Here is a 26,716-nt window from a genome sequence, read left to right on the forward strand (position 1 = left end):
GTAAAACCGCCCCTTTACCCGTTAGTCGTAGGGGAAAGGCGCGTTACACTTCATCGACACGACCCATGTTGGCGAGCCATTGGTCCGAAAATCTGTTGCCGAGACTGCCTCACCCTTGATACCAGCCGGAATAACATCGCGCCCCTGACGTTGGCTTTCTGACAGAATCGCCTGCAGATCTTTTGGATTTGAGTATTTGCGTATTCCCGTATTCTTGGCGATTGGTCCTGAAGGACAATAAGTGGCACGCGCGATTTGCTGCGCAAAAGCATACGCTGCCTGAGAATCCTGCCCATCCCGCAAGGACAGCGCCACCCGCGAGGTGAGTTGCGGATCAACCTGCATCACGGGCGTCAGTTTTCCGCGTGGTTTTCCCTGCCCGCCTGGGCTTATACGAACATCGGTTCGTTTAGTGACCCCGTTTTCGTTAAAGCCCGCAACATTCACCGACAAATACCCAAGCTGGGTTCCTTGGGTCGGTGGAACCGGCACATGGATAAAACTTGGTCGGTCGTCGTAGATGTTGGAAGAGGTGCTACAAGCAGCGACAGCAGTGATCATAAGCCCCGCGCAAATGGTTTTAACTTTCAATGTTCACTGCTCCGGCTTGCGAAATCTATACCGACACAAAAACTGCAGATTCAGGCCACAACGTGACAGCTAGACCAGAAATTGGATTTTATTCCGCAGCCTCAGCTGCCGCGTCCAGTTCGGCCGCTTTCTTTTCGACCTGCTCGACGATGTGGTCGATCATCTGATCGTTGGACATCTTGTGGCTGGCCTTGCCCGCCAGATAGACCATACCCGAGCCCGCACCGCCGCCGGTAAAGCCAACATCGGTCATCAGCGCCTCACCGGGGCCGTTCACGACGCAGCCGATGATCGACAGGCTCATTGGTGTCTTGATGTGTTCCAGTCGCTGTTCCAACGCCTCGACCGTCTTGATCACGTCGAACCCCTGCCGCGCGCAGGACGGGCATGAGATGATGTTCACACCGCGATGGCGCAGGCCCAGAGATTTCAGGATCTCATAGCCCACCTTGACCTCTTCCACCGGGTCCGCGGACAGGCTGACGCGAATCGTATCACCGATCCCCATCCACAGCAGATTGCCCAACCCAATGGCGGATTTGATGGTGCCGCTGACCAGCCCCCCAGCCTCGGTGATGCCCAGATGGATGGGGGCATCTGTGGCCTCGGCAATACCTTGATAGGCCGCCGCCGACAGGAACACGTCACTGGCCTTCACGCTGATCTTGAAGTTGTGAAAGTCGTTGTCTTCCAGAATGCGGATATGTTCGAGCCCGCTTTCGACCATCGCCTTGGGGCACGGCTCGCCGTATTTCTCAAGCAGGTGCTTCTCCAGCGACCCCGCATTGACCCCGATCCGGATCGAGCAATTGTGGTCGCGGGCGGCCTTGATCACCTCCTGCACGCGCTTTTCGTCGCCGATATTGCCCGGATTGATCCGCAGGCAAGCGGCGCCCGCCTCAGCCGCCTCGATCCCGCGTTTATAGTGGAAATGGATGTCGGCCACGATCGGTACAGGGCTTTCGCGCACAATCTCTTTCAACGCTTTCGAAGACGCCTCATCCGGGACCGAAACCCGCACGATATCCGCCCCTGCTTCGGCTGCGGCCTGCACTTGCGCCACCGTTGCTGCAACGTCGGTTGTCAGAGTGTTGGTCATGGTCTGCACGGCAATCGGGGCATCGCCGCCGATGGCAACATCGCCAACCATGATCTGACGGGATTTGCGGCGATAGATATTGCGCCACGGACGAACGTGATTGAGCGACATGGGAACAGGTCCAAGACAGACTAGGTTGCGCCTTTAGATAGTTCGCTTACCCCACTATCGCAATGGCTAGATCAATCAGATGCAGCAACAGGTTCCTGCGCCTGAAGCTCGGCCACAAGGCGCTTGAGCGCGCTGTTCTGCTCGGCTTCCAGATCCGCAACACTGTAGGTTTCGGCAACAGCGTCCTTGGATAGAATAACGCCTTTAGCAACTGTTCCCGGCGCGCCTACCGGGCCGAAATGTTCACCGTTCATTGAAAAGTAAACAGAACCCGACGCGCCGGCCCGAAGTTGCGGAGGTTCTTCCGTCAGAGGCACCTCAAAAGTGTTGCCCTGCTCTACCGTTCCTAATGTGCCTTCGAAGATGATACTGCCATCCGCAGCAGTTACGCGCATCCACGAAGGATTCACGGCCACAATCTTCAGCGTCGTATCCAGCTTTTCAACAACCTGCGGCAAGGCGGGACGTTCGACCGTGTGCACCTCGGCCACTTCAATCTGAGGCGGCTCGGGCGGCTGGAAGGTTCCAACTGTGCGAGGGTCCAGAGTAGAAATCGGCGCGTCTCGGGCCACCAATACCGGCAGGTCCAACGCCTGGGGACGATACAGCCGGTCCAGAGCTTCAGCACTTGGCAAATCGGTCGCCGCCACTTGTTCGTCTGGTGTCGCACTGCGCGCAACGTCCAACGGATCGAGGTCGGACAGAACAACAGGTGCTTGCTCAACCGGGCTAACTTGAACTTGCTGAATGCGGTTCAGCACCGCCCATCCACCGTATCCTATGCCACATATTACAGCCAGCAAAACCAGCGAAGACCCGATTGCACGCGGCTCGATCTGGCTGACAAACGACTCACGTCCGGGAACAAACGGCGTGTTAGGAGAGGTAAAGGGATCGCGTCCCATGGGACCGCGCGCGGGCAGCCCTCCATTTGGTTTGCGTACAACCGATGCTTCGGCCGACATGCCATGGGCAACTTCAAACCCGCTTTCGGCACAAAAGGTGGCAAAGGTTTTATCCGGGTTCATACCCAGGTAACGCGCGTAAGATCTGACGTACCCTGCGATAAAACCCGGTGTATCAAACGCGTCAGGGTCAGCGTCTTCTATGGCTGCAATGTAGTTGGCTTTGATCCGCAGCTCGCGTTGGACATCCAGTAAGGACTTGCCCATCGTTGCGCGTTCCCCGCGCATCCGATCACCCAGACTCACCTCGTAATCGTCAAAGCCCTTTGGCCGGACGTCGGTTTCATCTTCGGATTCGCGCTGAGATCTGCGCCCAATCATCCCTGCTGCCCCATTCTGCCTACGCGTGTTTCACGCAAGAACCGAATCAATCCTACACGATTCGGTCACTTCTTTTGTTAGCTTAAGCCTAACACGTGAAACACACGTTGCACACTTTGGCGTGAGGTTAACCTGCGAGTTCGGCGCGATTTAGCGCACAATGTGACCAAAGTTCGTCCATCGCCTGAACCAGACTGTTCATTTCATTGGGTCCGTGAACAGGTGACGGCGTAAACCGCAAGCGCTCCGTTCCGCGTGGAACGGTCGGGAAATTGATCGGCTGGACATAGATGCCATAGTCATCCAGCAACATATCGCTCAGCTTCTTGGTGTGAACCGGGTTGCCAACAATCACCGGGACAATGTGACTGCCGTGGTCGATCAATGGCAGGCCCAACCCCTTGAGCCGCAGCTTGAGAATTTTGGCCTGCGTCTGGTGCTGCTCGCGCAGTTCAGGAGCATTCTTCAGATAAGCGACCGACGCCGCGGCACCCGCTGCGACGGCTGGCGGCAGAGACGTGGTAAAGATGAAACCCGGCGCGTAAGAACGCACTGCATCACACATTTTCGCGCTTGCCGCGATATAGCCGCCCATGACGCCAAAAGCTTTTGCCAGCGTGCCGTTGATGATGTCGATCCGGTGGGCCAGACGGTCCCGCTCGGTCACGCCACCGCCCCGAGGGCCATACATGCCTACCGCGTGGACCTCATCGATATATGTCAGAGCGCCAAACTCATCGGCGAGATCACAGATCTCTTCGATTGGACCAAAGTCACCATCCATCGAATAGACGGATTCGAACGCGATCAGCTTGGGTGCGGCAGGATCGTCGGCTTCAAGAAGTTCGCGCAGATGCGCAACGTCGTTGTGACGGAAAATACGTTTCGCCCCACCATTGCGGCGTACACCTTCGATCATCGAGGCGTGGTTCAAAGCATCCGAATAGATGATCAGCCCGGGGAACAGTTTGGGCAAAGTGCTCAGCGTCGCGTCGTTGGCGATATAAGCAGACGTGAACAGCAGCGCGGCTTCCTTGCCGTGCAAATCGGCCAGCTCGGCCTCAAGCTGTTTGTGGTAAACCGTTGTGCCCGAAATATTGCGTGTACCGCCTGAGCCGGCACCGGCGGACTCCACAGCCTCGTGCATGGCGTTCAGGACAACAGGGTTTTGCCCCATGCCAAGATAGTCGTTGCCGCACCATACCGTGATGTTTTGCTGGGACCCGTCTGGGCGGGTATGAACCGCATGCGGGAAATGACCATTGCGACGTTCAATGTCGATGAAGGTCCGGTAGCGTCCTTCGTCGTGCAGCCTGGCAATCGCAGTATCGAGCTGAGCAGTATAGTCCACCGGTTTCTCCTTAACAGCCCAGCCAATCCACATTGACCGGACACATTCCACGACCCCGTTTTCGAACGACGCCGATGTGTTCCCAAGTGCTCGGACCATATAACCGAGTCCGGGAATGCTTATTTGATTTGCATCAAATATCGCTTCACTTGTGACGCGACAAGTAAAGTTACGGCTATCGGACGTGGGGAAACGACGCAGGGCAGCGCGCCATGTTTCCGATATTACCCAATATTCGACGGCATATGGGCTGGACGGCGCCATCCGCGCTGATAGGGTTCGGCCATAAATCCCATTGGCAGGAGCCCTCCATGACGCTTGACGCAGTTCTGAACCGTATCGACGCCGATTTGCAAACCTCAATCGACCGCCTGATGGAGCTGTTGCGCATCCCCTCCATCTCGACGGATCCCGCGTTTGACACTCAGGTCAGCCAGGCCGCTGATTGGTTGGTCGCCGATCTGAAAACAATCGGCATTCATGCCGAAAAGCGCGAAACCACAGGTCATCCGATGGTCGTTGGTCACATCGGAGAAGACAGAGACGCCCCTCATGTTCTCTTTTACGGGCATTATGATGTGCAGCCGGTGGACCCGTTAGACCTGTGGAACCGTGATCCGTTTGACCCCGCAATCGAAGACACAGAAAACGGCCCTGTCATCCGCGGTCGCGGATCATCTGACGACAAGGGCCAATTGATGACCTTTGTCGAAGCTTGTCGCGCGTGGAAAGCGGTGCACGGTACCCTGCCCTGTCGCATCACATTTTTCTTCGAAGGCGAGGAAGAGTCTGGCTCACCTTCTCTGGTGCCCTTCCTGCGCGAGAACGCCGCCGAATTGAAAGCCGACTTGGCTTTGGTCTGCGATACTTCGATGGTGTCACGCGGAGTGCCCTCGATTGCCTCGCAACTGCGCGGGATGCTCAAGGACGAATTCACCATCATTGGTCCGCGTATCGATCTGCACTCGGGGCATTACGGCGGCCCCGGTCTGAATCCACTGCGCGAACTGTCAAGGATCGTTGCTTCTTTCTATGACGACGCGTCCGGCCGCGTCGCTGTCGAAGGCTTTTATGATGGCGTCCAAGAAGTTCCAGCTGACCAACTTCGTCAGTGGCAAGGCTGCGGGTTTGACGAGGAAGACTATCTTAACTCCGTGGGCTATTCTCAACCGCACGGTGAAAAAGGGTACTCAACACTCGAACAGCAATGGGCCCGGCCAACGCTCGAAGTCAACGGCCTGTGGGGGGGATACAACGGCGCAGGTTCAAAAACGGTGATTCCGTCACGCGCGCACTGCAAGATTACTTGTCGTCTGGTTGGCGACATGGATCCTGATGATTTGCGCAACAAAATCCGAAAACATGTCGAAGACCATCTGTCCGCAGACGCAAATGTCGAATGGGACAATGATCTGGAAGGCTCTCCGGCCTCGGTCATGAATCTAGAGCGGCCTGAATTCGAAGCCGCCCGCGGCGCATTGTCCGATGAGTGGGGCCGCGAGGCCGTGTTCACCGGTATGGGAGGCTCGATCCCTGTGGTCGGATATTTCAATACCGAACTGGGTTTGGACTCGATGCTTGTCGGCTTTGCCAACGATGATGACGCGATTCACTCGCCGAATGAGAAATACGACGTCAAAAGCTTTCACAAAGGCATCCGGTCCTGGGCCCGCATCCTGGACGCGCTAACGCGCTAGGTTTTCAGCGAGGCTCTGCCTCGCGCTCCGAGGTATTTTTGGCCAGATGAATGAAGGACTCGTCTCTTCATCTGGCCGGAAATACCTCGGGGGAGTCGCCCAAAGGGCGGCGGGGGCAGCGCCCCCACCCCGGCCAATCACATGTGAATGACCTTGCCATAAGCGTCCAACACGCTTTCATGCATCATTTCCGACAGGGTTGGATGCGGGAAAACCGTGTTCATCAGATCCTCTTCCGTAGTTTCCAACTGACGTCCGACCACGTAGCCCTGAATCAACTCTGTGACTTCTGCGCCGATCATGTGCGCGCCCAGCAATTCACCGGTTTTGGCGTCAAAGATGGTTTTGATCATCCCCTCTGGTTCGCCTAACGCGATTGCTTTGCCATTTCCGACAAAGGGGAAGCGACCCACTTTGACGTCATAGCCCAGCTCTTTCGCCTTGGCTTCGGTATAGCCGACCGAGGCGACCTGCGGCTGGCAATAAGTACAACCCGCGATGCTTTCCGGTTTGACCGGATGCGCACGTTTGCCAGCGATCAACTCAGCAACCATGACGCCCTCATGGCTTGCCTTATGCGCCAACCAAGGCGCGCCCGCGATATCCCCGATCGCGTAAAGCCCATCGACCACGGTCCGGCAGAATTCATCCGTCACAACGTGGGTTCGGTCGATTTTGACACCCAAAGCCTCAAGCCCGAGATTTTCGACGTTACCAACGATTCCAACGGCCGAGATCACGGTGTCGAACTCGTGTTTTTCGACTTTACCTTTGACCTCGATATGCGCGGTAACCTTGCCCTTGGCGCGATCCAACTGCTTAACCATCGCTTTTTCCATGATGGTCATGCCCTGTTTGGTAAAAGCTTTCTTGGCAAAGGCGCTGATTTCCGCGTCCTCGACAGGCAATACGCGATCCATCACCTCGACCACGGTCGTATCAGCCCCAAGCGTGTTGTAGAAGCTGGCAAATTCGATACCGATCGCGCCCGAACCGATAACCAACAACTTTTTCGGCATCCGTGGCGGTTGCAGCGCGTGCTTGTAAGTCCAGACTAGATCACCATCTGCTTCAAGACCCGGCAGCTCGCGCGCGCGGGCGCCGGTGGCCAGAACGATGTTCTTGGCCGTAAGTTCTTCGGTTCCCTTTTCGGTTTTTACCGAAACCTTGCCCTTGGCGGTGATCGTCGCCTCGCCCATCACTACGGTCACTTTATTCTTTTTCAATAGGTGGCCAATGCCACCCGACAACTGGCCCGCGACTCCGCGTGATCGTTTAACCACCGCATCCAGATCATAGCCGATCTTCTCGGCCTTGAGGCCGAAATCCTTTGCCCGCTCCATCAAATGGAACACCTCAGACGAGCGCAGAAGCGCCTTCGTCGGGATGCATCCCCAGTTCAAGCAAATGCCGCCCAGATGCTCGCGCTCTACCACAGCAGCCTTCAGCCCAAGCTGCGCCGCGCGAATGGCCGCCACATAGCCGCCAGGGCCGGCGCCAATTACGATAAGATCAAAAGATTTTGCAGCCATGTTTCCCTCTCGGCGCAGGTCGATGCAGAAATTAGTTCACCATTAAACTATATTTAGACATGCATCAACGAAATTGCCCGCGACATTACTAACGGCGGGTCAATTCGCGCTCATCGCGCATTTTTCAGCCTATACCGCACAGTTGCCAATGGCTAGAACATAGATACCGGGGCAACCCGACCCATTATTTTTCACGACGAATTGGAATGACTTATCATGGCCAGAACACTCTCCGACCTGTTGCTTTCTATGTTGAACGCAACGCTGATCCTGGTGGCTTTGTGTCTGTTTTTGGGCTGGAAACTAGCATCGACCATTGAAGGCGTAACGACAGCCTTCGCAGAGAACATTCACATTGTTGCCCCGCTTAAAGACGAGGTTCAGGGCGTGCGCGGAGAATTGACGGCATTGCGCAGCGAGCTTTCCTCGCTGCGAGACAACGCAATCCTTTTCGACAGCGCCACGGCGCAACAGATTTCAGCAGCTCTAGGTAAACTCGACGGGCTCGAAACTAAAATGCAAGCAGCTCAGACACGCATCGCAGACCTGACCGAAGCACCGGATGAGCTGATACAAACCGCTATTACAACCACGGCCGACGTTGCCGCCGACCGAATTATCGCTATCCGTGGGTGCGTACCGGGTAGTTAACCAGCAGCCTGCAATTCCCGCACCGTCGCCCCATAGCCACCCATGTCCACATAGGCTGCTTCGTGTTCGGTCATGGGGCGCGACAGCGCCTCGTTCCGATACGGGAAACGACCGAATTGGCGGATCACCTCACGATGGGCTCGGGCGTGCAACAGATTGCTGGCATCGCCTTGGATGTTTTGACACATCAGTCGCACGCAGCGTTCCTGATCACACAGGTTCTCAGAGTGCATCAGTGGCAGGTAAAAGAACTGCCTGGCGGGTTCGTCGATCCTAAGATCCCAACCCTTGTCGACGGCACATTTCGCGGCCGACAACGCCGCACGATCAGACGCAAACGCCTTTGCGCTGCCTCGGAACATGTTGCGCGGGAATTGATCCATCAGAATGATGTAGGCCAGCGCGCCGCTGGGATAGGTAAGCCAAAGTGAGAACTTGCCCTCACTCGCGGCTTCCCACGTGGTCAGGAATTTTTCCCGGATTTCAGCATCCAGTGCCTCATCCTGCAAATACCAACCCTTGGGGCCGACTTCATCCAACCAAAAACTCAGTACGTCTTCAGGCCCTGCCATTGCCCTTAACTCCGTATGTTCGCCTCCCCAGGGACGTAACGTCATTTAAGGGCGTTTTACAGATTTGTGACAGTAACATATTGCAACATTTGCGCAATAATTCCGTGTTTTAGGCAACATTCTGCGTATCCTGCTCGGCCTCGGCCGCTTCCTCGGCAGCTTCGATGGCCACTTCCTGCGCGACCTCGAAGGCAACGGGCGAGGATGTTGGATAGATCGGAGACATTGTACCGGTCTCGTCGACGGGAATCGCGGCGCGCTGTGTCATGCGGTACATCGCATAAACAGCCGTCATGGCCAGCAACGCAGCAATGATCAGGAAAAAGCCCGGCGGTCCCAAGACTTTGTCCCCCATCAACCAACCTGTAATCAGCGGCCCCGAGATTGCGCCCATACCGTTAATGAACACCAGCCCTCCGGACGCAGCTGCCATATCTTCATGCTCCAGAAAGTCGTTCGTATGGGCGATCAGCATGGAGTAGAGCGGGTTAGACATGCCGCCAATAACAAAAGCCGAGACCAACAGGATCGGGAATGACACGCCGAACAGCATGCCACAGACCGCCCCGGCAGCCCCAGTAATCGCCACCAGCATGATCAGAAATCGCCTGTCCATCCGGTCCGAGAACCACCCCAGAGGGTATTGCAGCAGCACCGCTCCGACATAGAACGCAGCCACGAAGGTCGAGATTTCGGCCAACGACAAACCCGCCCGCGCGCCATAGACCGAAGCCATGCCAAACTGGGCCGAGAACACGCCGCCCAGAAGGAACATCCCAACACATCCCAACGGAGATTTCCCCATCAACTCGCGCAGGGTCATCGGTTTGGTGGTATCGAAGGCCGGTGTCGGCGAAATCGACAGCAGGATCGGTGCAAAGGACACCGAAACCAGAATCGAGGCGATCACGAACGTCTCATAGCCAGAAGGGTCACCAATCAGAACAAGCCCCTGCGCCGAGATGATCCCGGTCATCTGCACAATCATGTAAAGCGACAGTGCTTGCCCGCGGTTTTCGTTGTTGGCCGCGTTATTCAGCCAACTTTCGGCGGTAACATACACGCCAGAAAAGCAAAACCCGATCACCACCCGGCCCAGAATCCACGCAATCTCGTTGGTGAGCAGCGGATACATGATCATCACTGCCGAAATGAATGAGGCCAGCGCAGCAAAGACGCGGACATGTCCGACGCGCCGGATCATCTCGGGCGCAAGGCGGGATCCGCCGAGGAATCCCACGAAATAGGCCGACATAACGAATGACATCTGGAGGGTCGAAAACCCCTCGATCTCGCCACGGACACCGAGGATCGTCCCCTGCAGGCCGTTGCCGATCATAAGAAGACCCATCCCAAGAAGAAGCGCCCAAGCGCTGGAAAGGACCTGAATCATTGGGGCCTCCGAATTGTGCCGACCTGACGTTTAGGTTCGTTTTGATATGAAAGCGGGTATCCGTCGTGTTTGTCTACGACATTACGATGACGTGATCCCGACACTTACGTCACTTTGGGACCAGCAGCGACGCATCCCCATACGAGAAGAAGCGATATTTCTGTTCAATCGCATGGGCATAGATGTCGCGCATCCGATCTTGCCCCATCAATGCCGATACCAGCATCAACAATGTAGATTTCGGCAAGTGAAAGTTCGTCATCAACGCGTCGGTCACGTTGAACTGAAACCCTGGGTAGATGAAAATGTCTGTCTCACCTTCCCATGCTTGAATGTCGCCACCGCGCGCCGCGCTTTCGATCAGTCGTAACGCCGTTGTGCCGACCGGGATCACCCGGCCACCAGCAGCCTTGGTGTCACGGATTTCTTGCGCGGCCGCTTCGCTGACCCGGCCCCATTCCGCATGCATCTTGTGGGTTGTTACATCCTCGACCTTGACCGGCAGGAAAGTCCCCGCCCCGACATGCAATGTAACATGAGTGATCGCCACGCCCCGCGCTTGAAGTGCCTGCATCAACGCCGAGTCGAAGTGCAACGATGCCGTAGGGGCCGCGACTGCGCCAGAATTGCGCGCCCAGATGGTCTGATAGTCGGTCTTGTCCTGTTCATCTGCCGGGCGCTTGGCAGCGATATAGGGCGGCAAAGGCATCGCTCCGGCCTGCTCCAGCGCGGTGTCGAAATCCTCACCCGTCAGATTGAACCGCAGGTGGGCCTGCCCGTCTTCGACCCGGTCCAGCGTCGCGCTCAACTCATCCGAAAACCGGATATCCTCACCGGGTTTGACCTTTTTCAGCGGCTTGATCAAAGCGGTCCATGTCCCATCCGCCTGCGGCTCCAGCAGGGTCGCCTCGATCGCGGCCGAGACCGGCCCCTGCGCACTGTCCCGATGACGGCGGCCGCTCAACCGTGCGGGGATCACGCGGGTGTCGTTCAGAACAAGGCGATCTCCGGGTTGCAGCCAGTCGGGCAGATCGAAAACATGCGCATCCGAAGTCACGTCACCGTTTGCAACCAACAGACGCGCCGATGACCGAGGGGTCGCAGGCCGCGTTGCAATCAAATCTTCAGGTAGGTGGAAATCAAAATCGCTCAGTTTCATGCGCGCGCCTTACAAGGCCACAGTGGATTCAGCAACAGCCCAATTCACCGATCGCCGGACGGAGACCCAAAGGTCTTTTTCGGCTTGTCGGGTCGAACGGGTTGCGCATTCGGGCCATCTGCCACGGTCGGCGCCGGTGCACGTAACAGATTACGTAAAAACAAAGGGGCCAGACCGGACAGTGGATTGACCGACACTTTAGGCGCACTTAACGGGCCGGTCAGCGTATAGTTAAAGCCGATCACCCCTTCCCCCTTCTTGGTAAAAACACTGCCGATCGCGTTGACCAGGTAGATCGGCGAGATCGCCCCCCGCAGATTCAGAAGCCCGTTTGCCAGATCAACCGTACCGTCGAACGACAGCCCCATTGAGGGCCCAACGGCGCTGCCACTTAAGACCTTGATCTCGGTCGGCGTAATGCGCATCCGACTTTCGATAGTCGAGAAAAAGATGCCTTGCCCGGCCATTTCGTCGATCAAACCGACAAGGCTGATGGCGTTCAGCAGCGCCGCCATCGCCGGAGCATCGGTTATGCGGGTGTTCGAAATTTTCAGGTTGGCGTCGTAGTCGCTGCCGTTGCCTACTGGTTCCAATGTCATGGTCAAGGTTCCGCCGCGGGCCTGCGTAATCACCCCGGCAGATCGCAACGCCTCACCGGCATCTTCTGATGTCAATTCGACCGCGCTGCGTGCACCTCTGGGCGTGATAGTACCCCGAACCGGCGCAGCACCGTTGATACGTGCCGTGAAAGCGCCGGTGACGCCGCCCGTGGTTCGGAAATCGCCTTTGAAACCGGTCAGGGCGATGCTGTCTGTCACTTGCAGGCGGTCCAATACCACATCCAGGTTCGGCCCGTTTCCAGCCCCTCCGCTGCCACTGCCGCCACTTCCTCCGAAGGTGGCCGCCCCAAGATTCATCACCCCGCCCTGTACCCGGATATCGGGCACGGATGCGCCGCGGCTGACCAGTTCCGCCGGAACTGCAAGCCAGTTCCCCAGATCGAACGAGCTGAATTCGACCTTATCGAACTCACCACCCTCGCGGAACGAAATCGACGCGGTGCTGCGAAGTCCTGCTGCATCCAGTTTCAACGAGTTGACCCGCAGCTGATCGCCCAACGTCGCATCGAGGGTCATTGCGCCTTTGGTCCGACGGCCTTTGCTCCAACCCAGTTCGGGGATCGACAGGCCCACCCCCACCAGATCAGAAGTCGCGGTGAGTTCTATGGGCTCGCCCGCGCCGATGCCCAATGTGATGTCAGCCGTCCCTTCTCCGGTCAGCATCCCTTGCGGCAGCCCGGCCTTCAACTCGGTCATCAGACGCGGAGACAGCTCGATTTCGCCCGAGAGTTCGCTGCGTTGCGGAACTGCCCCTCCGATGGGCTGTCGCCATGTTGCATGCATTGGAACGTCGCCAAACAGGCCGTACCCTCCGATCTCGACGGCAGTCTGATCTCCGGACAGCGTCAGCCGGTCGGCACTGACAACGAACCCCGGAACCAGACGATCGCTTTCCACGTTGTCTATGTCACCGGTAAAGTGGAACTCGGTGTCTTCGAACTTTAGCCCCTTCTTCATCGGCAGCGACAGCGTGCCTGACAGGCTGACATCTCCTGCTGCAAGATCTACTGGCAACCCGGCTTTGCTCAGCAACTCCAGTGGCGGCAGATCAAGCAGCGACAGCGCGGCAGTGGCTTTACCCTTGGCCTTGATCCGCACAATCGCGGGCGAGTTCTTTTTAAGTGTCGTGTCAGGGATGATAAACGACGTCCCCGACGCATCCACGGCGCCACCCTGATCGGCGATCACAACGCCGCTTTCCGCCGAGGCCGTAAACCGGTTTTCCAACAAACTCACCCGCCCTTGCGCGTTCTGGATGGGCGGCAGGGTTTTGGCGTATCTTATCTTTGCGTTATCGAAACCGAACCCCAAATAGATATCTGGCTTGGTTTCAGGGCGCAGGCGCAGCGAGAATTCTACGCCCGAAAAATCGCCTTCGTACAGGTTCTCAGACACCCACAAGCGCGGCTTAGGAGCCAGAATTTCGGGCCAATAGTTCAGCAATCGGTCCGCGGTCATATTGTCCAGATCAGCATCCAGCGCCGCCACCCATCCGTCCGGGCGACCCAGCAAGCGCCCCGAGGCCCGCAGCGTATGACCAGCTTCGACAAGCGTCATTTGCCCCAGGCGCAATTCGAAAGGCAGGAGCTTCATCTGAAAGTCCAACTCAGCTCGGGCTGATTCCAACGATTCCGGGAAAAGACCACCGGGATAGATGTCGATGTCGTTCAGTTTCAACTGAGCGGTCAGGCTCTCTAGCGTACCATTTTCGATACCCTCCAGAAACGCTTTGCCTTCAGCTTGAACCGCCCCGAGATCCGAGACCACGGATGCTTCGTTGAAGTCCAGTACGTGCTGGCTCGGGTCATAGGTGAAATATGTACGGGCCGAGTCGAACCGTATAGGGCGCGTCTCGGGCGTCGGCTGAACTGCGCCCGCACCAAGGTTCAGTGTCGCGAATAGTGGGCCCAGAGACGCCTGGTCATCGACGCTGCCGCGCAAAGATCCTGAAATCGGGGCTTTCAGAACCTGCAACCACGACAGGGCGAGGCTTTGCCCCGCTATGTCTTCAGCTGGTAAGTCTGTGATCGAAAACCCGAAACTCGCCTGTGGGCTGCCTAGAAGGCTTGTGTAGTTTGCCTCAATCGAACTGGCATAGTCCCGTCCCGTCAGAACCGAGAACCCGGTGGCAAGGCGCATCTCGTCCCCATCGCGCGTTACGTTGATATGACCGCCATCAAACACCCAAGCCCGTCCCAGCCGCAGGTCTTGATAATCCAACGTCAGCGATTGCAGCTCGACCGAGCGCAAACCGGACAAAATCGGTGACAAGAACACGTCATCCGATTCTTCAATCAACTCGGCCAGCGTCGGCGCTTCTTGCACCGGAGAGCTACCGGATCCGACCGTCAGCGACAGCGCTCCGTCCTTGTTACGCGTCAGAGCGATCTGCGCATCCTGCAGGATGATGCGGCGGGGCCGAATTTGCCCACGCAGGAGGCCCCGCATTGACAGGCGCGTGCGCAGATCTCCGACCTGAGCGATCTGTTGCCCGGTCGCGTCGCTGATCGTCACGTCACTTAACTTGAGGCGAGGAAGCCATTGCTCATTAACAAAAAACGTCGCCTCGCCAAACCTGACCTTCAAACCGCCCAACGTCTGATCCAGCCGTTTTTCAGCCTGAGTGCGCATCCATTGCGGCGCGTGCAGCTGGTGACCGATCAGAAAGAACCAACCGGCAACAGCCAACCCGCCCAGTGTCAAAGTAACGCCAAGGGTCACATAGGCGGCCAACCGGCGGCGCGACCTGCGACGCCGAGGTGTCTGGCTCTGGTCTGCACTTTTTTCGTCGTGCTGCACCAAATTGCTATCCACGCCTTTCAACCCGCTCGTACCGCCCTATGATCCCGAGCAGCACATAAAAACCTTTAACGGAGTTTCCAATGCCCGACGTTACAGACATCGCCCCTGATTTCACTTTGCCCCGTGACGGCGGTGGCGAGGTCACGTTGTCGGACCTGCGCGGAGGTGCCGTCGTTTTGTTTTTCTATCCACGTGATGATACGCCGGGCTGCACCAAGGAATCCATCGGTTTCTCGGAACAACTTCAGGCCTTTGCCGATGCCGGGGCTCACGTTTTCGGCATTTCGCGCGACAGCGTCGCCAAGCATGACAAATTCGTCGCCAAACACAGCCTGACCACACCGCTTTTGTCCGACGAAGGATCAACCGTCTGCGAAGACTATGGCGTCTGGGTCGAAAAGAACATGTATGGCCGCAAGTCGATGGGGATCGAACGGTCTACATTTCTGATCGACGCCGAGGGCAAGATTGCCCGCGCTTGGCGCAAAGTCAAAGTGCCCGGTCATGTGGACGAGGTGCTTGAGGCGGTGCGCGCGCTCTGACGGCTCTTTCCTGCGGTTGCCATCCGGTTTAAGACCCGCCCAAACCTGAACGGAGCGGACCTGTGCCCAAAACACTGACCCAGATGGCAACCGAAGTTCTGACCACGGCGGATGGACGGGCTAAGACCGCCCTGTCCAAACGCTATGCTGCCGAATGGTTCGCGGCGCGAAAAGGCGATGCACCCGAGATCAAGGTCGGTACCTCGACGCCTCCGCTACAACCGGCGCGGCCGGAACGGCCTGAACTGCTGTCTCCTCGCGAAGTACCCAAACGCAAACCTGGCACCGAAGCGGGACGGATCGCTCTGCTGCACGCAGTCGCCCATATCGAGTTGAATGCGGTTGACCTGCATTGGGACATCATTGCGCGGTTCGGGCATGTTCCCATGCCAATTGGGTTCTATGACGACTGGGTCAAATGCGCCGAAGAAGAATCGCGCCATTTCGAAATGGTTTACGATTGCCTTGAACGCATGGGCAGTCACTATGGTGCCCTGCCCGCCCATGCCGGCATGTGGCGCGCCGCAGAAGACACGGCCGAGGACTTGATGGGCCGCCTAGCGGTTGTTCCAATGGTGCTTGAGGCGCGTGGGTTGGATGTGACGCCGGGCATGATCGACATCTTCCGCAAAGCCAAGGACGACCACGCCATCGCCGCGCTTGAGGTCATCTATGCCGAAGAGGTGGGACATGTCGCCTATGGATCAAAATGGTTCCACTTTTTGTGCGGAAGAGAGAATGCAGATCCCAAGGATGTGTTTCATGAGCTTGTACGGCGCTATTTCCACGGGGTCCTTAAACCTCCGTTCAACGATGAAAAACGCGCTGAAGCCGGTTTGCCACCCGACTTTTACTGGCCGCTGACCGAAGACCTGCCTGCGCCAGGTCAAGCCCATTAAACATGCGCAAGTTGACGTTATCGGCAACTTCCCGCCTAAAACTGGCGGGAAAAAACCGGTTTCATGTGTGAACTGGTTAACAAACTTGCCCAAATCACATGTCCCCTCTATGCAGTTGCCTCAAGGGACGGAGATCACTCACAACCGGTCCCGAATTTGGGGATGGACAGAGGGAAGACGCGTGCGAACACGTCTGGCAATCAAACTACACTCACTGCTCGAGCGGCACTTTCCGGAACGCCGGGTTTTTCTGAAATCTGATAATGATACGCGGTTTATCCGGCTCAGTTCCGAGACGCAGGTGATTGCCGTTGCGGGCGTCGCCGTCTTCGTTGGCTGGACTGCCGTCGCAACCGCAATCCTGCTGATGGACAGCATTGGATCAGGTAATTTCCGCGAGCAAGCCAAGCGGGATCAAGCAACCTATCAGGAGCGTCTGAACGTACTTTCAGCCGAGCGGGATATGCGTGCCTCTGAGGCGCTAATGGCGCAGGACCGTTTCAACACGGCGCTTGAACAAATTTCGACGATGCAATCCGAGCTTCTGGCGTCGGAAAACCGCCGCCGCGAGTTGGAAACGGGCATTGAAGTCATTCAAACCACTCTGCGTGCGACGATGAAGCAACGCGAAGACGCGCGTCTAGAGTTGGCCAGTCTCAAGCAGGAGGATGGCGCGGACGCTTACATGGCAAACGTGAGCAACCCGGCTCAGATGGATTTCATGACCCAGGCTTTGGCCCGCACGGCCTTGGAACGGGACCAGATCGCAGCCGACGCCAAGGACGCGCTTGAACAACGTGATGACCTTGAGCTGGAAATCCGGCTCATGCAGGAACGAAGCGACGAAATTTTCCGTCAGCTGGAAGAGGCGATGGTTATCTCGGTCGAGCCGCTCGACAAGATGTTCCGTCAAGCAGGAATGCCCACAGACCGTATCATTGAAGAAGTACGGCGCGGGTACAGCGGCATGGGCGGCCCCCTAACCCCCATATCCTTCAGCACGCGCGGCGAGGAACTGACCCCCGACGAAGTCCGCGCAAATACTCTGCTGCAGCAGATGGACCAGCTGAACCTCTATCGCATTGCCGCCGAAAAGGCGCCGTTTGCAAGCCCTGTGAACGCGGTCGTGCGTTATACCAGTGGCTTCGGCACCCGCCGGGACCCCAAGACCGGTGGCCGGCGCATGCACAACGGTGCCGATTTCGCTGGTGCGCATGGAACGGATATCTTCGCGACCGCCGATGGTGTGGTCACCCATGCTGGCTGGCAGTCAGGGTTCGGGCGATTGGTAAAAATTAAGCATGCCTTTGGAATTGAGACACTTTATGCTCATAACACCAAGATACGCGTAAAGGTTGGTCAAAGGGTCTCGCGCGGGGATCATATTGCTGATATGGGTAGCACCGGACGGTCGACCGGCACGCATCTTCATTACGAGGTACGCGTGAATGGAAAACCTGTTAACCCAATGACTTACATCAAGGCTGCGAGAAATGTTTTCTAAGAGCAAAATCAACGAGCCCGGAACCAAAGACACAGAGGCCGCAAAACCGGCTGCCCCCGCGACGCCTGCCGCGCCTGCGCCGTCAGAAGCCAAGGCCAGCACTGCGCCCAAGCCCAAGCCCCCGGCATCGGTTCTGTCGTCAGATCTGCACATCACCGGCAACCTGAAAACATCCGGCGATATTCAGGTGGAAGGCACTGTCGAAGGTGACATTCGCGCCCATCTGCTGACCATCGGTGAAACTGCGACCATCAAGGGTGAGGTCACCGCAGATGATGTCGTGATCAACGGCCGCATCGTAGGCCGCGTGCGCGGTCTGAAAGTCCGCCTGACCTCGACCGCACGTGTCGAAGGCGACATCATCCACAAGACCATCGCGATCGAAAGCGGCGCGCATTTCGAAGGTTCGGTTCAGCGTCAGGACGACCCGCTGAACCCCGGCCGCAGTGCCAAGGGTGGTGCAAACCCGGCTGCAGAGGTCAAACAGTAAAGCAGGCTCTGCCTTATTCTTTGAACGCCGCGGGGAAACCTGCGGCGTTTTTGGTTTCAAGCCCCGGCTGCGCATAGTAGTCTTTGCGAATGCTGATTTTTTTCTCGGTTCTGCTGTTGGTCATCGGCTTTTTTGCCTATCGTCATTGGTCCAAGACTCAGGCGCGCAATGCGCTGCTGGCCGCCCCGCTGTCCGATCATCAGCGTCGTGTGATCGACGCTCAGGTGCCTCTGATACGCCGCCTACCAAAAGAACTGAGGGCCAAGCTGGACGGCAAGGTCAATCTATTCCTAGACCAGGTCCGCTTTTTTGGTTGTGACGGGTTGGACGTCACCGAAGAGATGGAACTGGCCATTGCCGCCCAGGCCAGTCTGTTACTGGTCAATCGAGATATCTGGTACAATAATCTGACGACTATTCTGATCTACCCCACTGCATTCAAGTCGCGTCAGCGCAGGCAGGATGGCTACGTTATCAGCGAGAAAGAGATCGTGCGCACGGGCGAAAGTTGGGATCGCGGCCCGGTGATCCTGTCTTGGACGCACAGCCAGCAAGGCGCGCTGAATGATCGCGACGGGCAGAATGTCGTGTTGCACGAGTTCGCGCATCAGGTCGACGACCTCTCGGGGGGCACAAACGGAGTGCCAATCCTCAGCAACGGTCAGAGCTTTGCAGAATGGGAACGGGTGTTCCTGACCGCCTACGACGCGCATGTCAGCGCCGTCGAACATGGTCGACACACCGTTATCGACCCCTATGGCGCTACCGGGCATGAGGAGTTCTTTGCAGTCTCGGTCGAAGTTTTCTTTGAGCGGCCCGTCGCGCTCAAGTCCGAGGCACCCGAGGTCTACGAACAACTGGCCAAATTATTCCAACTGGACCCTGCAAGCTGGGCCTGACAGTACAGTTTCACAAAAATTCATTTTTGAATTATAGTGAACCCATTGTTTTTGGGAGGGCTTTTCATGTCATCAAAACTCATGGCCGAATTCTTCGGCACGTTCTGGCTGGTTCTGGGCGGATGCGGCAGCGCCGTTCTTGCGGCTGGAGTGGCCGATGTGGGCATCGGCTGGCTGGGTGTATCCTTTGCCTTTGGCCTGACGGTTCTGACCATGGCCTATGCGGTCGGTCAAATCTCGGGCGGGCACTTCAACCCGGCAGTCAGTCTCGGCCTTGCGGTTGGTGGCCGGTTTTCACCAAAGCTTCTCATCCCGTATTGGATCGCTCAGGTTGCGGGCTCTGTCGCTGCCGCTGCCGTCCTATACGTGATCGTCAGCGGCGCGCCCGGTTTCGAAGGGGTCGGCAGTTTTGCCACCAACGGTTTCGATGAGGCCTCGCCACAGGGATATTCGATGGCATCGGCGCTGGTGATCGAGATCACGCTGACCGCTTTCTTCCTGTTGATCATTCTGGGTTCGACATCGAAGTTTGCGCCTGCCGGATTTGCGCCGATTGCCATCGGGCTTGGCCTGACACTGATCCACCTGATCTCTATCCCGGTGACAAACACTTCGGTCAATCCGGCCCGATCAACCGGAGTTGCCCTGTTTGCGGAAGGCCCCGCGATGGAGCAGCTATGGCTGTTCTGGGCGGCCCCATTGGCGGGGGGCATCATTGGCGCAATCATCTGGAATGTGATTGGCGACGATTGAGCCTTTCAAAGAAAGGCCCCGAAGCGCATTGCGGCGGGGCCTTTTCTGTTACTCGGTCACTGTGACCTTTTTCATAACATCCGGCTGTCCGATCACTGCGCCGTTAGGTCCGTCACCACGCTTGATCGCATCGACGACGTCCATCCCGCCAGTTACCTGACCTACAACCGTGTATTGGCCGTTCAGGAAAGGTCCCGGCGCAAACATGATGAAGAATTGCGAATTTGCACTGTTAGGGTCCTGGGCTCGCGCCATACCGATCACGCCACGATCATAATTGTAGTCCGAAAACTCGGCTGCCAGATCGGGACGATCCGACCCGCCTGTCCCGGCGCGGCGCAGGTCACTGCCCAGACGGCCATGTTCAACATCGCCGGTTTGCGCCATGAACCCCTCGATCACGCGGTGGAAGACCACCCCGTCATACTTGCCTTCAGCCGCCAGAGCGCTGATCTGCTCAACATGTTTCGGGGCAAGGTCATCAAACAGATCGACAGTCACGGTGCCATTGGCGCCCTCACCTTCAATCTCGATCTCAAGGCCAGTGGCCAGCGCGGGGCTGGCCAGAACGGCAAATGCGGCGGCTAGCTTATACATCGGCCGCCACCTTGACGCTGATCATCCGGTCGGGGTTCATAGGCGGCTCGCCGCGAACAATCGCGTCTACATGCTCCATCCCGTCGATGACGCGCCCGTACACGGTGTATTGGCCGTTCAGGAAGTGATTGTCCTTGAAGTTGATGAAGAACTGAGAGTTGGCTGAGTCCGGGTTCTGCGACCGCGCGGCACCCAGCGTGCCCCGGTCATGCGGCAGTTTCGAAAACTCAGCCGGAACGTTAGGCAGCGACGACCCACCTGTGCCTGCCATACGGATGTTGAACCCGTCTTCCATGTCGCCGTGCTGCACGTCGCCGGTTTGCGCCATGAAACCGTCGATCACACGGTGGAAGGCCACGTTGTCATACTCACCGCCACGGGCCAGTTCCTTCATCCGGGCCGAGTGCTGAGGGGCCACGTCGGGCAGCAGCTCGATGACGACATTGCCGCCTTTGAGTTCGATGATGATGGTGTTTTCGGGATCCTTGATCTCGGCCATGAGGCCCTCCTGTCGTTTGTCTTGCGCAAATACCTATGCGGCATGGGCGTGAAAGCCAAGTGACGCATTGACCTGAGGGCAAAATGCAGGAAAAGAACCGCCTAAATCGTATTTAACGGCAAGGATGGAACGATGGGCTGGAAAACGCTGGACGATATGGACCTGAACGGCAAGCGCGTGCTGGTGCGCGTGGATATCAACGTGCCGGTCGTTGACGGCGTTGTGACCGACGCCACCCGTATTCAGCGCATCGTGCCCACCGTGCGCGATATCCTTGCAGCAGGCGGCAAGCCGATCTTGCTGGCGCATTTCGGCCGTCCGGGTGGCGAGCGCCGCGAGAACCTGTCGCTGAAACAGCTGATCCCCACCCTGACCACCGCCTTTGACGCAGATGTTCTGTTCGCCGCCGATTGCGTCGGGACCGAGGCCGAACTGGCCGCTGAACAGCTGCAGCCCGGCCAGGTGCTGCTGCTGGAAAACACTCGCTTCCATGCGGCTGAAACCAAGAATAACACTGATCTGGCCGTAGGTATGGCGCGTCTGGGTGAGGTCTATTGCAACGACGCGTTTTCCGCCGCACACCGCGCCCACAGCTCGACCGAGGCAATTGCCCGGCTGCTGCCCGCCTGTGCCGGGCGCCTGATGCAGGCCGAGCTTGAGGCGCTAGAGGGCGCTCTGGGTGCGCCTAAACGGCCAGTGACGGCGGTCGTGGGCGGGGCCAAAGTGTCGACCAAGCTGGAGCTGCTGGGCAATCTGATCACCAAGGTGGATTATCTTGTGATCGGCGGTGGCATGGCCAACACCTTCCTCGTGGCCAAAGGCGTGAATGTCGGCAACTCCCTCGCCGAAACCGCGATGAAGGGCACCGCGGCCGAAATCATGGCCAAGGCCGACGGCGCGGGCTGCACCATCGTTCTGCCCACTGACATCGTTGTCGCCGAGAAGTTTGAGGCCGGCGCGCCGCACCAGATCCTGCCTGCGGACCAGTGCACTGACGAGGGCATGATCCTAGACGCAGGCCCCGACAGTGTCGCAGCGATCTCGGAAATCTTCGACCAAAGCCAGACGCTGATATGGAACGGCCCGCTGGGCGCATTCGAGATTGAACCCTTCGACGCCGCCACCAACGCATCCGCCCTGAAAGCCGCCGCCCTGACCCGCTCGGGTAAGTTGGTGTCAGTCGCTGGCGGAGGCGACACGGTCGCGGCGCTGAACGCTTCGGGTGCCGCTAAGGACTTCTCGTATATCTCGACTGCAGGCGGCGCGTTCCTGGAATGGATGGAAGGCAAGACCCTGCCAGGCGTTGCCGCATTGGATCAATAAAAACTCGACCACCGACGCATTTTTGCGAATCAGGGGATTCACAACCCGAATCGCCTGTGACATAGTACTTTCAGAGGTCCAAAAAGGGCCCGTTATTGAGGCGTTTCATACGGCGGTAAACAGAGTGTCCCGTTCCCATCGGCCCGGTTTGGGCGCAGTCGCATTCTTTATGGTAGCTTTTATGCTGGGTGTGTATTTCACCTTTGCTGCCGTTCAGGGTGACTATGGCCTGTTCCGACGGGTCGAGATTGCAGCGGAACGGGACGCCCTGTCGCGCGATCTAGGGAAGCTGGAAGCCGAGATTGCTCAGATGGAAAACCTCACACGCCGTCTGTCAGATACATATTTGGATCTGGACCTTTTGGATCAGCAGGCGCGTTCAGTATTGGGCATGATCCGTTCGGATGAGATCGTTATTCAGTGACCCTTTCTACTGAGTAAACCCAAAACACCTTCGCGACGATTTCCGCAGGTTTCGACGCTGCGTCACATTTCTCCTCGCCACAAAGCGACAAATGCTTTATTGAATAGTTTAACGCTAAACTATCTTGCCGAGAGGGGGAGATCGCCGATATGGCTGCGCGAAAAACCACAAAGAAACCAAATGTTTCTGCGGAAGAACTCACCACATATTACCGGGAAATGCTGCTGATCCGCCGATTCGAGGAGAAGGCTGGTCAGCTATATGGCATGGGCCTGATTGGCGGTTTCTGTCACCTGTACATCGGGCAGGAAGCCGTTGTTGTGGGCCTTGAGGCCGCAGCGAAAGAAGGCGACAAGCGGATTACTTCCTATCGCGACCACGGCCACATGCTAGCCTGCGGCATGGACCCGGGCGGCGTGATGGCGGAACTCACCGGACGTATTGGCGGCCTGTCCAAAGGTAAAGGCGGCTCGATGCACATGTTCTCGAAAGAGAAGCATTTCTATGGCGGCCACGGTATCGTTGGCGCGCAGGTTCCCTTGGGGGCAGGTCTGGCTTTTGCCGACAAGTACAAGGAAAACGGCGGCGTCACCTTCACCTATTTTGGCGACGGCGCGGCGAACCAAGGTCAGGTTTACGAGACGTTCAACATGGCTGCCCTGTGGGACCTACCGGTAGTATTCGTGATCGAGAACAACCAATACGCCATGGGTACAGCGCAAGCGCGCTCCACCTCTTCGGCGGATATCTATCACCGCGGACAAGCATTCGGAATCCCGGGCGAAATGGTCAACGGTATGGACGTGCTTGCGGTCAAAGCCGCTGGTGAGAAAGCTGTCGCACACTGCCGCTCCGGAAAAGGCCCTTATATCCTTGAGGTCAAGACCTACCGCTATCGTGGCCACTCGATGTCCGACCCGGCCAAATACCGCACCCGTGAAGAGGTTCAGAAGGTCCGCGAACAAAGCGACCCCATTGAACACGTGCGCGAACTGCTGCTGACCGGCAAACACGCGACCGAGGATGACCTGAAAGCGATCGACAAAGAGATTAAAGAGATCGTCAACCAGGCCGCCGAATTTTCGAAAGAAAGCCCCGAGCCTTCCGTCGAAGAGCTCTGGACCGACATTTACGCCTGAGAGGACGACTAAGACATGGCAACCGAAATTCTCATGCCCGCCCTTTCGCCCACAATGGAAGAGGGCACACTGGCCAAATGGCTGGTCAAAGAAGGCGACGCTGTATCATCCGGCGATATCATGGCCGAGATCGAAACCGACAAGGCCACGATGGAGTTTGAGGCCGTCGATGAAGGCATCGTCGGCAAAATCCTGATCGCTGAAGGCACCGAAGGCGTCAAGGTCAACACGCCTATCGCGGTCCTTGTGGAAGAAGGCGAAGACGCTTCCGCCCTGCCCGCGGCTGCGCCCGCAGCCGCAGCGGTGACCGAGGCCGCCCCTGCGGCGGCCCCGGCCCCCGCTCCCGTCTCCGCACCGGCGGCTCCGGTCGTCGATCTGTCGCCGGATTGGCCCGCAGATGCCGAGATGAAGTCCGAAACCGTCCGCGAAGCCCTGCGCGACGCTATGGCTGAGGAAATGCGCGGTGACGAAGACGTCTATCTGATGGGCGAAGAAGTCGCCGAATATCAGGGTGCCTACAAAATCTCCCAAGGTCTTCTGGACGAATTCGGCAGCAAGCGCGTGATCGACACCCCCATCACCGAACATGGTTTTGCCGGCATCGCCGTGGGGTCTGCCTTTGGCGGCCTGAAACCGATTGTCGAGTTCATGACCTTCAACTTCGCCATGCAGGCGATTGACCAAATCATCAACTCCGCCGCCAAGACGCTCTATATGTCCGGTGGCCAGATGGGCTGCCCCATCGTATTCCGCGGCCCCAACGGTGCCGCTGCCCGCGTGGCCGCGCAGCACAGCCAAGACTACGCCGCATGGTACATGCAGATCCCTGGCTTGAAAGTTGTCATGCCTTACTCGGCTGCTGATGCCAAAGGTCTGCTGAAATCGGCCATCCGCGACCCCAACCCGGTGATTTTCCTGGAAAACGAAATCCTCTACGGTCGCTCCTTCGACGTGCCCCAGGTGGATGATCTGACCATCCCACTGGGCAAAGCACGCATCTGGCGTGAAGGCACGGATGTGACCATCGTCAGCTTTGGCATCGGAATGCAGTATGCTCTGGAAGCCGCCGACAAGCTGGCCGAAGAAGGTATCAGCGCCGAGGTCATAGATCTGCGCACCATCCGCCCGATGGACACCGGCGCGATCATCAACTCGGTGATGAAAACCAACCGTTTGGTGACGGTCGAAGAAGGTTGGCCACAAGGCTCGGTCGGTAGTTATATCAGCTCGGTCGTGATGCAGGAGGCGTTCGACTATCTCGACGCGCCGGTCATCAACTGCACCGGCAAAGATGTTCCGATGCCCTATGCTGCGAACCTCGAAAAGCTGGCGCTGATCACCACGGATGAGGTGATCGCGGCCGTCAAACAAGTGACCTACCGGTAAGGAGCGACACAGATGCCCACAGAAATTCTGATGCCCGCCCTGTCGCCGACCATGGAGGAAGGCACCCTTGCCAAATGGCTGGTCAAAGAGGGCGACACCGTGTCGTCTGGCGACCTGCTGGCCGAGATTGAAACCGACAAGGCTACGATGGAATTCGAAGCCGTTGACGAAGGCACCATTGGCAAAATCCTGATTCCTGAAGGCTCTGAAGGGGTCAAAGTAAACACCGCCATCGCGGTTCTGCTGGAAGATGGCGAAAGCGCTGACGACATCAGCGCAGCACTTGCCGCAGCGCCCGCGGCTGCCCCGGCAGTCGCCGCGGGTAACGAGGCCGCCCCAGCGGCGTCCGAGGCGCCCGCCCCTGCCCCGGCTGCTCCGGTCAAGGCCGATGGCGGTCGTATCTTTGCCTCGCCTCTGGCCCGCCGGATTGCCGCGCAAAAGGGCCTTGATCTGGCGCAGATCACCGGCTCGGGTCCGCATGGACGTATCGTCAAAGCAGATGTGGAAGGCGCAACGGCGACGGCCCCAGCGGCAGCGCCCTCAGCTGCAGCAGCGGCTCCGGCGGCGACAGCTCCGGCTGGCCCCTCGGCAGATGCCGTAGCCAAGATGTACGAGGGCCGCGACTACGAGGAAATCAAGCTCGACGGCATGCGCAGAACTATTGCAGCGCGCCTTTCCGAGGCCAAGCAAACGATCCCGCATTTCTATTTGCGTCGCGATATCAAACTGGACGCGCTTCTCAAATTCCGTAGCCAGTTGAACAAGCAGCTGGAAGGTCGGGGCGTTAAGCTCAGCGTCAATGACTTCATCATCAAAGCCGTCGCCAACGCGCTGCAACAGGTTCCGGCCTGTAACGCGGTATGGGCCGGTGATCGGGTGCTGCAACTGAAACCCTCGGACGTGGCCGTTGCGGTTGCCATCGAGGGTGGGCTGTTCACCCCGGTTCTGCAGGACGCGGACACCAAATCGCTGTCCGCGCTATCGACCGAGATGAAAGATCTGGCCAGTCGCGCGCGCGAACGCAAGCTGGCGCCTCATGAATATCAAGGTGGCACCTTTGCGATCTCGAACCTGGGTATGTTCGGCATCGACAATTTTGACGCCATTGTGAACCCGCCTCACGCCGGAATTCTGGCTGTGGGCTCGGGCGTCAAAAAACCGGTTGTCGGAGACGACGGAGAGCTGACCGTAGCAACCGTCATGTCCGTCACCATGTCAGTGGATCACCGGGTTATCGACGGTGCGCTTGGGGCTGAATTGTTGCAGGCCATCGTGGAAAACCTTGAAAATCCTATGGTTATGCTGGCTTGATTCCCGCAAACTTGCAGAGACCGCGTCGGGCAACCCCGGCGCGGTTTTTTCGTGGCCTGACGGGATGTGAGCCGACGTGATCGGGC

General features: G+C 57.8%; 24 protein-coding genes. 13 read left to right on the forward strand and 11 right to left on the reverse strand.

Annotated elements, in window-relative coordinates:
* Positions 1-21: 21 nt before the first annotated feature.
* The 4 genes from ABWV79_RS02465 to hemA form a co-directional block, all read right to left on the reverse strand.
* A complete protein-coding gene (locus tag ABWV79_RS02465) occupies positions 22-591 on the reverse strand; it encodes a hypothetical protein (protein WP_353390291.1) in 570 nt (189 codons plus the stop codon).
* 88 nt (positions 592-679) lie between these two features.
* Positions 680-1,801: a flavodoxin-dependent (E)-4-hydroxy-3-methylbut-2-enyl-diphosphate synthase gene (gene ispG, locus ABWV79_RS02470; protein WP_353390292.1), complete on the reverse strand. Its 1,122-nt coding sequence runs from the start codon at positions 1,799-1,801 to the stop codon at positions 680-682.
* A 71-nt stretch (positions 1,802-1,872) separates the two neighbouring features.
* On the reverse strand, positions 1,873-3,087 hold the full coding sequence (locus ABWV79_RS02475; RefSeq protein ID WP_353390293.1) for a helix-turn-helix domain-containing protein: 1,215 nt from the start codon (positions 3,085-3,087) through the stop codon (positions 1,873-1,875).
* 127 nt (positions 3,088-3,214) lie between these two features.
* Positions 3,215-4,438, reverse strand: a complete 1,224-nt coding sequence (hemA, locus tag ABWV79_RS02480; RefSeq protein WP_209194367.1) for a 5-aminolevulinate synthase — start codon at positions 4,436-4,438, stop codon at positions 3,215-3,217.
* 311 nt (positions 4,439-4,749) lie between these two features.
* On the opposite strand from hemA, the gene ABWV79_RS02485 reads away from it, so the two are divergent.
* Entirely contained in the window at positions 4,750-6,135 is a 1,386-nt protein-coding gene (locus tag ABWV79_RS02485; protein WP_353390294.1) for a dipeptidase, read from the forward strand.
* 137 nt (positions 6,136-6,272) lie between these two features.
* Here the strand turns inward: ABWV79_RS02485 and lpdA are convergent, their stop codons facing one another.
* Positions 6,273-7,667 (reverse strand): dihydrolipoyl dehydrogenase, encoded by a 1,395-nt coding sequence (gene lpdA / locus ABWV79_RS02490; protein WP_353390295.1) that lies wholly within the window; start codon positions 7,665-7,667, stop codon positions 6,273-6,275.
* Positions 7,668-7,883: 216 nt separating this feature from the next.
* Here lpdA and ABWV79_RS02495 point away from each other — a divergent pair, with 216 nt between their 5' ends.
* Positions 7,884-8,318 (forward strand): hypothetical protein, encoded by a 435-nt coding sequence (locus tag ABWV79_RS02495; RefSeq protein ID WP_353390296.1) that lies wholly within the window; start codon positions 7,884-7,886, stop codon positions 8,316-8,318.
* Here the strand turns inward: ABWV79_RS02495 and ABWV79_RS02500 are convergent.
* The 4 genes from ABWV79_RS02500 to ABWV79_RS02515 form a co-directional block, all read right to left on the reverse strand.
* The gene (locus tag ABWV79_RS02500) at positions 8,315-8,890 is read right to left on the reverse strand and encodes a DUF924 family protein (RefSeq protein WP_353390297.1); all 576 of its coding nucleotides are present in this window, start codon (positions 8,888-8,890) and stop codon (positions 8,315-8,317) included. The two genes, ABWV79_RS02495 and ABWV79_RS02500, sit on opposite strands and share 4 nt — an antisense overlap.
* 109 nt (positions 8,891-8,999) lie before the next feature.
* Positions 9,000-10,283 (reverse strand): MFS transporter, encoded by a 1,284-nt coding sequence (locus ABWV79_RS02505; protein WP_170354497.1) that lies wholly within the window; start codon positions 10,281-10,283, stop codon positions 9,000-9,002.
* Positions 10,284-10,392: 109 nt separating this feature from the next.
* The gene (queA, locus tag ABWV79_RS02510) at positions 10,393-11,442 is read right to left on the reverse strand and encodes a tRNA preQ1(34) S-adenosylmethionine ribosyltransferase-isomerase QueA (RefSeq protein ID WP_353390298.1); all 1,050 of its coding nucleotides are present in this window, start codon (positions 11,440-11,442) and stop codon (positions 10,393-10,395) included.
* Between the two features lie 44 nt (positions 11,443-11,486).
* Entirely contained in the window at positions 11,487-14,876 is a 3,390-nt protein-coding gene (locus ABWV79_RS02515; RefSeq protein ID WP_353390299.1) for a YhdP family protein, read from the reverse strand.
* 68 nt (positions 14,877-14,944) lie between these two features.
* Here ABWV79_RS02515 and ABWV79_RS02520 point away from each other — a divergent pair, with 68 nt between their 5' ends.
* The 6 genes from ABWV79_RS02520 (at position 14,945) to aqpZ (ending at position 19,951) form a co-directional block, all read left to right on the forward strand.
* Positions 14,945-15,406, forward strand: a complete 462-nt coding sequence (locus tag ABWV79_RS02520) for a peroxiredoxin (protein WP_170354500.1) — start codon at positions 14,945-14,947, stop codon at positions 15,404-15,406.
* 83 nt (positions 15,407-15,489) lie between these two features.
* The gene (locus ABWV79_RS02525) at positions 15,490-16,305 is read left to right on the forward strand and encodes a ferritin-like domain-containing protein (RefSeq protein WP_353390788.1); all 816 of its coding nucleotides are present in this window, start codon (positions 15,490-15,492) and stop codon (positions 16,303-16,305) included.
* Between the two features lie 181 nt (positions 16,306-16,486).
* Positions 16,487-17,809: a DUF5930 domain-containing protein gene (locus ABWV79_RS02530; RefSeq protein WP_170354501.1), complete on the forward strand. Its 1,323-nt coding sequence runs from the start codon at positions 16,487-16,489 to the stop codon at positions 17,807-17,809.
* Positions 17,799-18,299, forward strand: a complete 501-nt coding sequence (locus tag ABWV79_RS02535) for a bactofilin family protein (protein WP_170354502.1) — start codon at positions 17,799-17,801, stop codon at positions 18,297-18,299. The genes ABWV79_RS02530 and ABWV79_RS02535 overlap by 11 nt, the downstream gene beginning before the upstream one ends.
* An 89-nt stretch (positions 18,300-18,388) precedes the next feature.
* Positions 18,389-19,198, forward strand: a complete 810-nt coding sequence (locus ABWV79_RS02540) for a M90 family metallopeptidase (protein ID WP_353390300.1) — start codon at positions 18,389-18,391, stop codon at positions 19,196-19,198.
* 66 nt (positions 19,199-19,264) lie between these two features.
* Positions 19,265-19,951, forward strand: coding sequence for an aquaporin Z (aqpZ, locus tag ABWV79_RS02545; RefSeq protein ID WP_170354504.1), 687 nt, complete (start codon positions 19,265-19,267; stop codon positions 19,949-19,951).
* A gap of 48 nt (positions 19,952-19,999) precedes the next feature.
* On the opposite strand, the gene ABWV79_RS02550 is transcribed toward aqpZ, so the two are convergent.
* The gene (locus ABWV79_RS02550; protein ID WP_170752611.1) at positions 20,000-20,548 is read right to left on the reverse strand and encodes a peptidylprolyl isomerase; all 549 of its coding nucleotides are present in this window, start codon (positions 20,546-20,548) and stop codon (positions 20,000-20,002) included.
* Positions 20,541-21,047, reverse strand: a complete 507-nt coding sequence (locus ABWV79_RS02555) for a peptidylprolyl isomerase (RefSeq protein ID WP_170354506.1) — start codon at positions 21,045-21,047, stop codon at positions 20,541-20,543. The genes ABWV79_RS02550 and ABWV79_RS02555 overlap by 8 nt, the downstream gene beginning before the upstream one ends.
* Before the next feature lie 132 nt (positions 21,048-21,179).
* Between ABWV79_RS02555 and ABWV79_RS02560 the strand changes: the two genes are divergently transcribed.
* From ABWV79_RS02560 to ABWV79_RS02580, 5 genes are all read left to right on the forward strand, one after another.
* Entirely contained in the window at positions 21,180-22,370 is a 1,191-nt protein-coding gene (locus tag ABWV79_RS02560) for a phosphoglycerate kinase (protein ID WP_353390301.1), read from the forward strand.
* A 124-nt stretch (positions 22,371-22,494) separates the two neighbouring features.
* Entirely contained in the window at positions 22,495-22,794 is a 300-nt protein-coding gene (locus ABWV79_RS02565; protein ID WP_170354508.1) for an FtsB family cell division protein, read from the forward strand.
* A 149-nt stretch (positions 22,795-22,943) separates the two neighbouring features.
* The gene (gene pdhA, locus ABWV79_RS02570; RefSeq protein WP_209194357.1) at positions 22,944-23,933 is read left to right on the forward strand and encodes a pyruvate dehydrogenase (acetyl-transferring) E1 component subunit alpha; all 990 of its coding nucleotides are present in this window, start codon (positions 22,944-22,946) and stop codon (positions 23,931-23,933) included.
* Positions 23,934-23,948: 15 nt separating this feature from the next.
* A complete protein-coding gene (locus tag ABWV79_RS02575; protein WP_353390303.1) occupies positions 23,949-25,319 on the forward strand; it encodes a pyruvate dehydrogenase complex E1 component subunit beta in 1,371 nt (456 codons plus the stop codon).
* 12 nt (positions 25,320-25,331) lie between these two features.
* Complete coding sequence (locus tag ABWV79_RS02580; RefSeq protein ID WP_353390304.1) at positions 25,332-26,630, forward strand: pyruvate dehydrogenase complex dihydrolipoamide acetyltransferase; 1,299 nt, start codon at positions 25,332-25,334, stop codon at positions 26,628-26,630.
* Positions 26,631-26,716 lie beyond the last annotated feature (86 nt).

The organism is Ruegeria sp. HU-ET01832 (assembly GCF_040371315.1).
In the GTDB taxonomy this organism is placed as follows: Bacteria; Pseudomonadota; Alphaproteobacteria; order Rhodobacterales; family Rhodobacteraceae; genus Ruegeria; species Ruegeria lacuscaerulensis_A.

Bases quoted from the DNA above. Each gene is read 5' to 3' on its own strand.
- ispG (WP_353390292.1), bottom strand. From the start codon at position 1,801: ATGTCGCTCAATCACGTTCGTCCGTGGCGCAATATCTATCGCCGCAAA.
- ABWV79_RS02475 (WP_353390293.1), bottom strand. From the start codon at position 3,087: ATGATTGGGCGCAGATCTCAGCGCGAATCCGAAGATGAAACCGACGTC.
- ABWV79_RS02485 (WP_353390294.1), top strand. From the start codon at position 4,750: ATGACGCTTGACGCAGTTCTGAACCGTATCGACGCCGATTTGCAAACC.
- lpdA (WP_353390295.1), bottom strand. From the start codon at position 7,667: ATGGCTGCAAAATCTTTTGATCTTATCGTAATTGGCGCCGGCCCTGGC.
- ABWV79_RS02495 (WP_353390296.1), top strand. From the start codon at position 7,884: ATGGCCAGAACACTCTCCGACCTGTTGCTTTCTATGTTGAACGCAACG.
- ABWV79_RS02500 (WP_353390297.1), bottom strand. From the start codon at position 8,890: ATGGCAGGGCCTGAAGACGTACTGAGTTTTTGGTTGGATGAAGTCGGC.
- ABWV79_RS02505 (WP_170354497.1), bottom strand. From the start codon at position 10,283: ATGATTCAGGTCCTTTCCAGCGCTTGGGCGCTTCTTCTTGGGATGGGT.
- queA (WP_353390298.1), bottom strand. From the start codon at position 11,442: ATGAAACTGAGCGATTTTGATTTCCACCTACCTGAAGATTTGATTGCA.
- ABWV79_RS02520 (WP_170354500.1), top strand. From the start codon at position 14,945: ATGCCCGACGTTACAGACATCGCCCCTGATTTCACTTTGCCCCGTGAC.
- ABWV79_RS02525 (WP_353390788.1), top strand. From the start codon at position 15,490: ATGGCAACCGAAGTTCTGACCACGGCGGATGGACGGGCTAAGACCGCC.
- ABWV79_RS02535 (WP_170354502.1), top strand. From the start codon at position 17,799: ATGTTTTCTAAGAGCAAAATCAACGAGCCCGGAACCAAAGACACAGAG.
- ABWV79_RS02540 (WP_353390300.1), top strand. From the start codon at position 18,389: ATGCTGATTTTTTTCTCGGTTCTGCTGTTGGTCATCGGCTTTTTTGCC.
- aqpZ (WP_170354504.1), top strand. From the start codon at position 19,265: ATGTCATCAAAACTCATGGCCGAATTCTTCGGCACGTTCTGGCTGGTT.
- ABWV79_RS02550 (WP_170752611.1), bottom strand. From the start codon at position 20,548: ATGTATAAGCTAGCCGCCGCATTTGCCGTTCTGGCCAGCCCCGCGCTG.
- ABWV79_RS02555 (WP_170354506.1), bottom strand. From the start codon at position 21,047: ATGGCCGAGATCAAGGATCCCGAAAACACCATCATCATCGAACTCAAA.
- ABWV79_RS02560 (WP_353390301.1), top strand. From the start codon at position 21,180: ATGGGCTGGAAAACGCTGGACGATATGGACCTGAACGGCAAGCGCGTG.
- pdhA (WP_209194357.1), top strand. From the start codon at position 22,944: ATGGCTGCGCGAAAAACCACAAAGAAACCAAATGTTTCTGCGGAAGAA.
- ABWV79_RS02575 (WP_353390303.1), top strand. From the start codon at position 23,949: ATGGCAACCGAAATTCTCATGCCCGCCCTTTCGCCCACAATGGAAGAG.
- ABWV79_RS02580 (WP_353390304.1), top strand. From the start codon at position 25,332: ATGCCCACAGAAATTCTGATGCCCGCCCTGTCGCCGACCATGGAGGAA.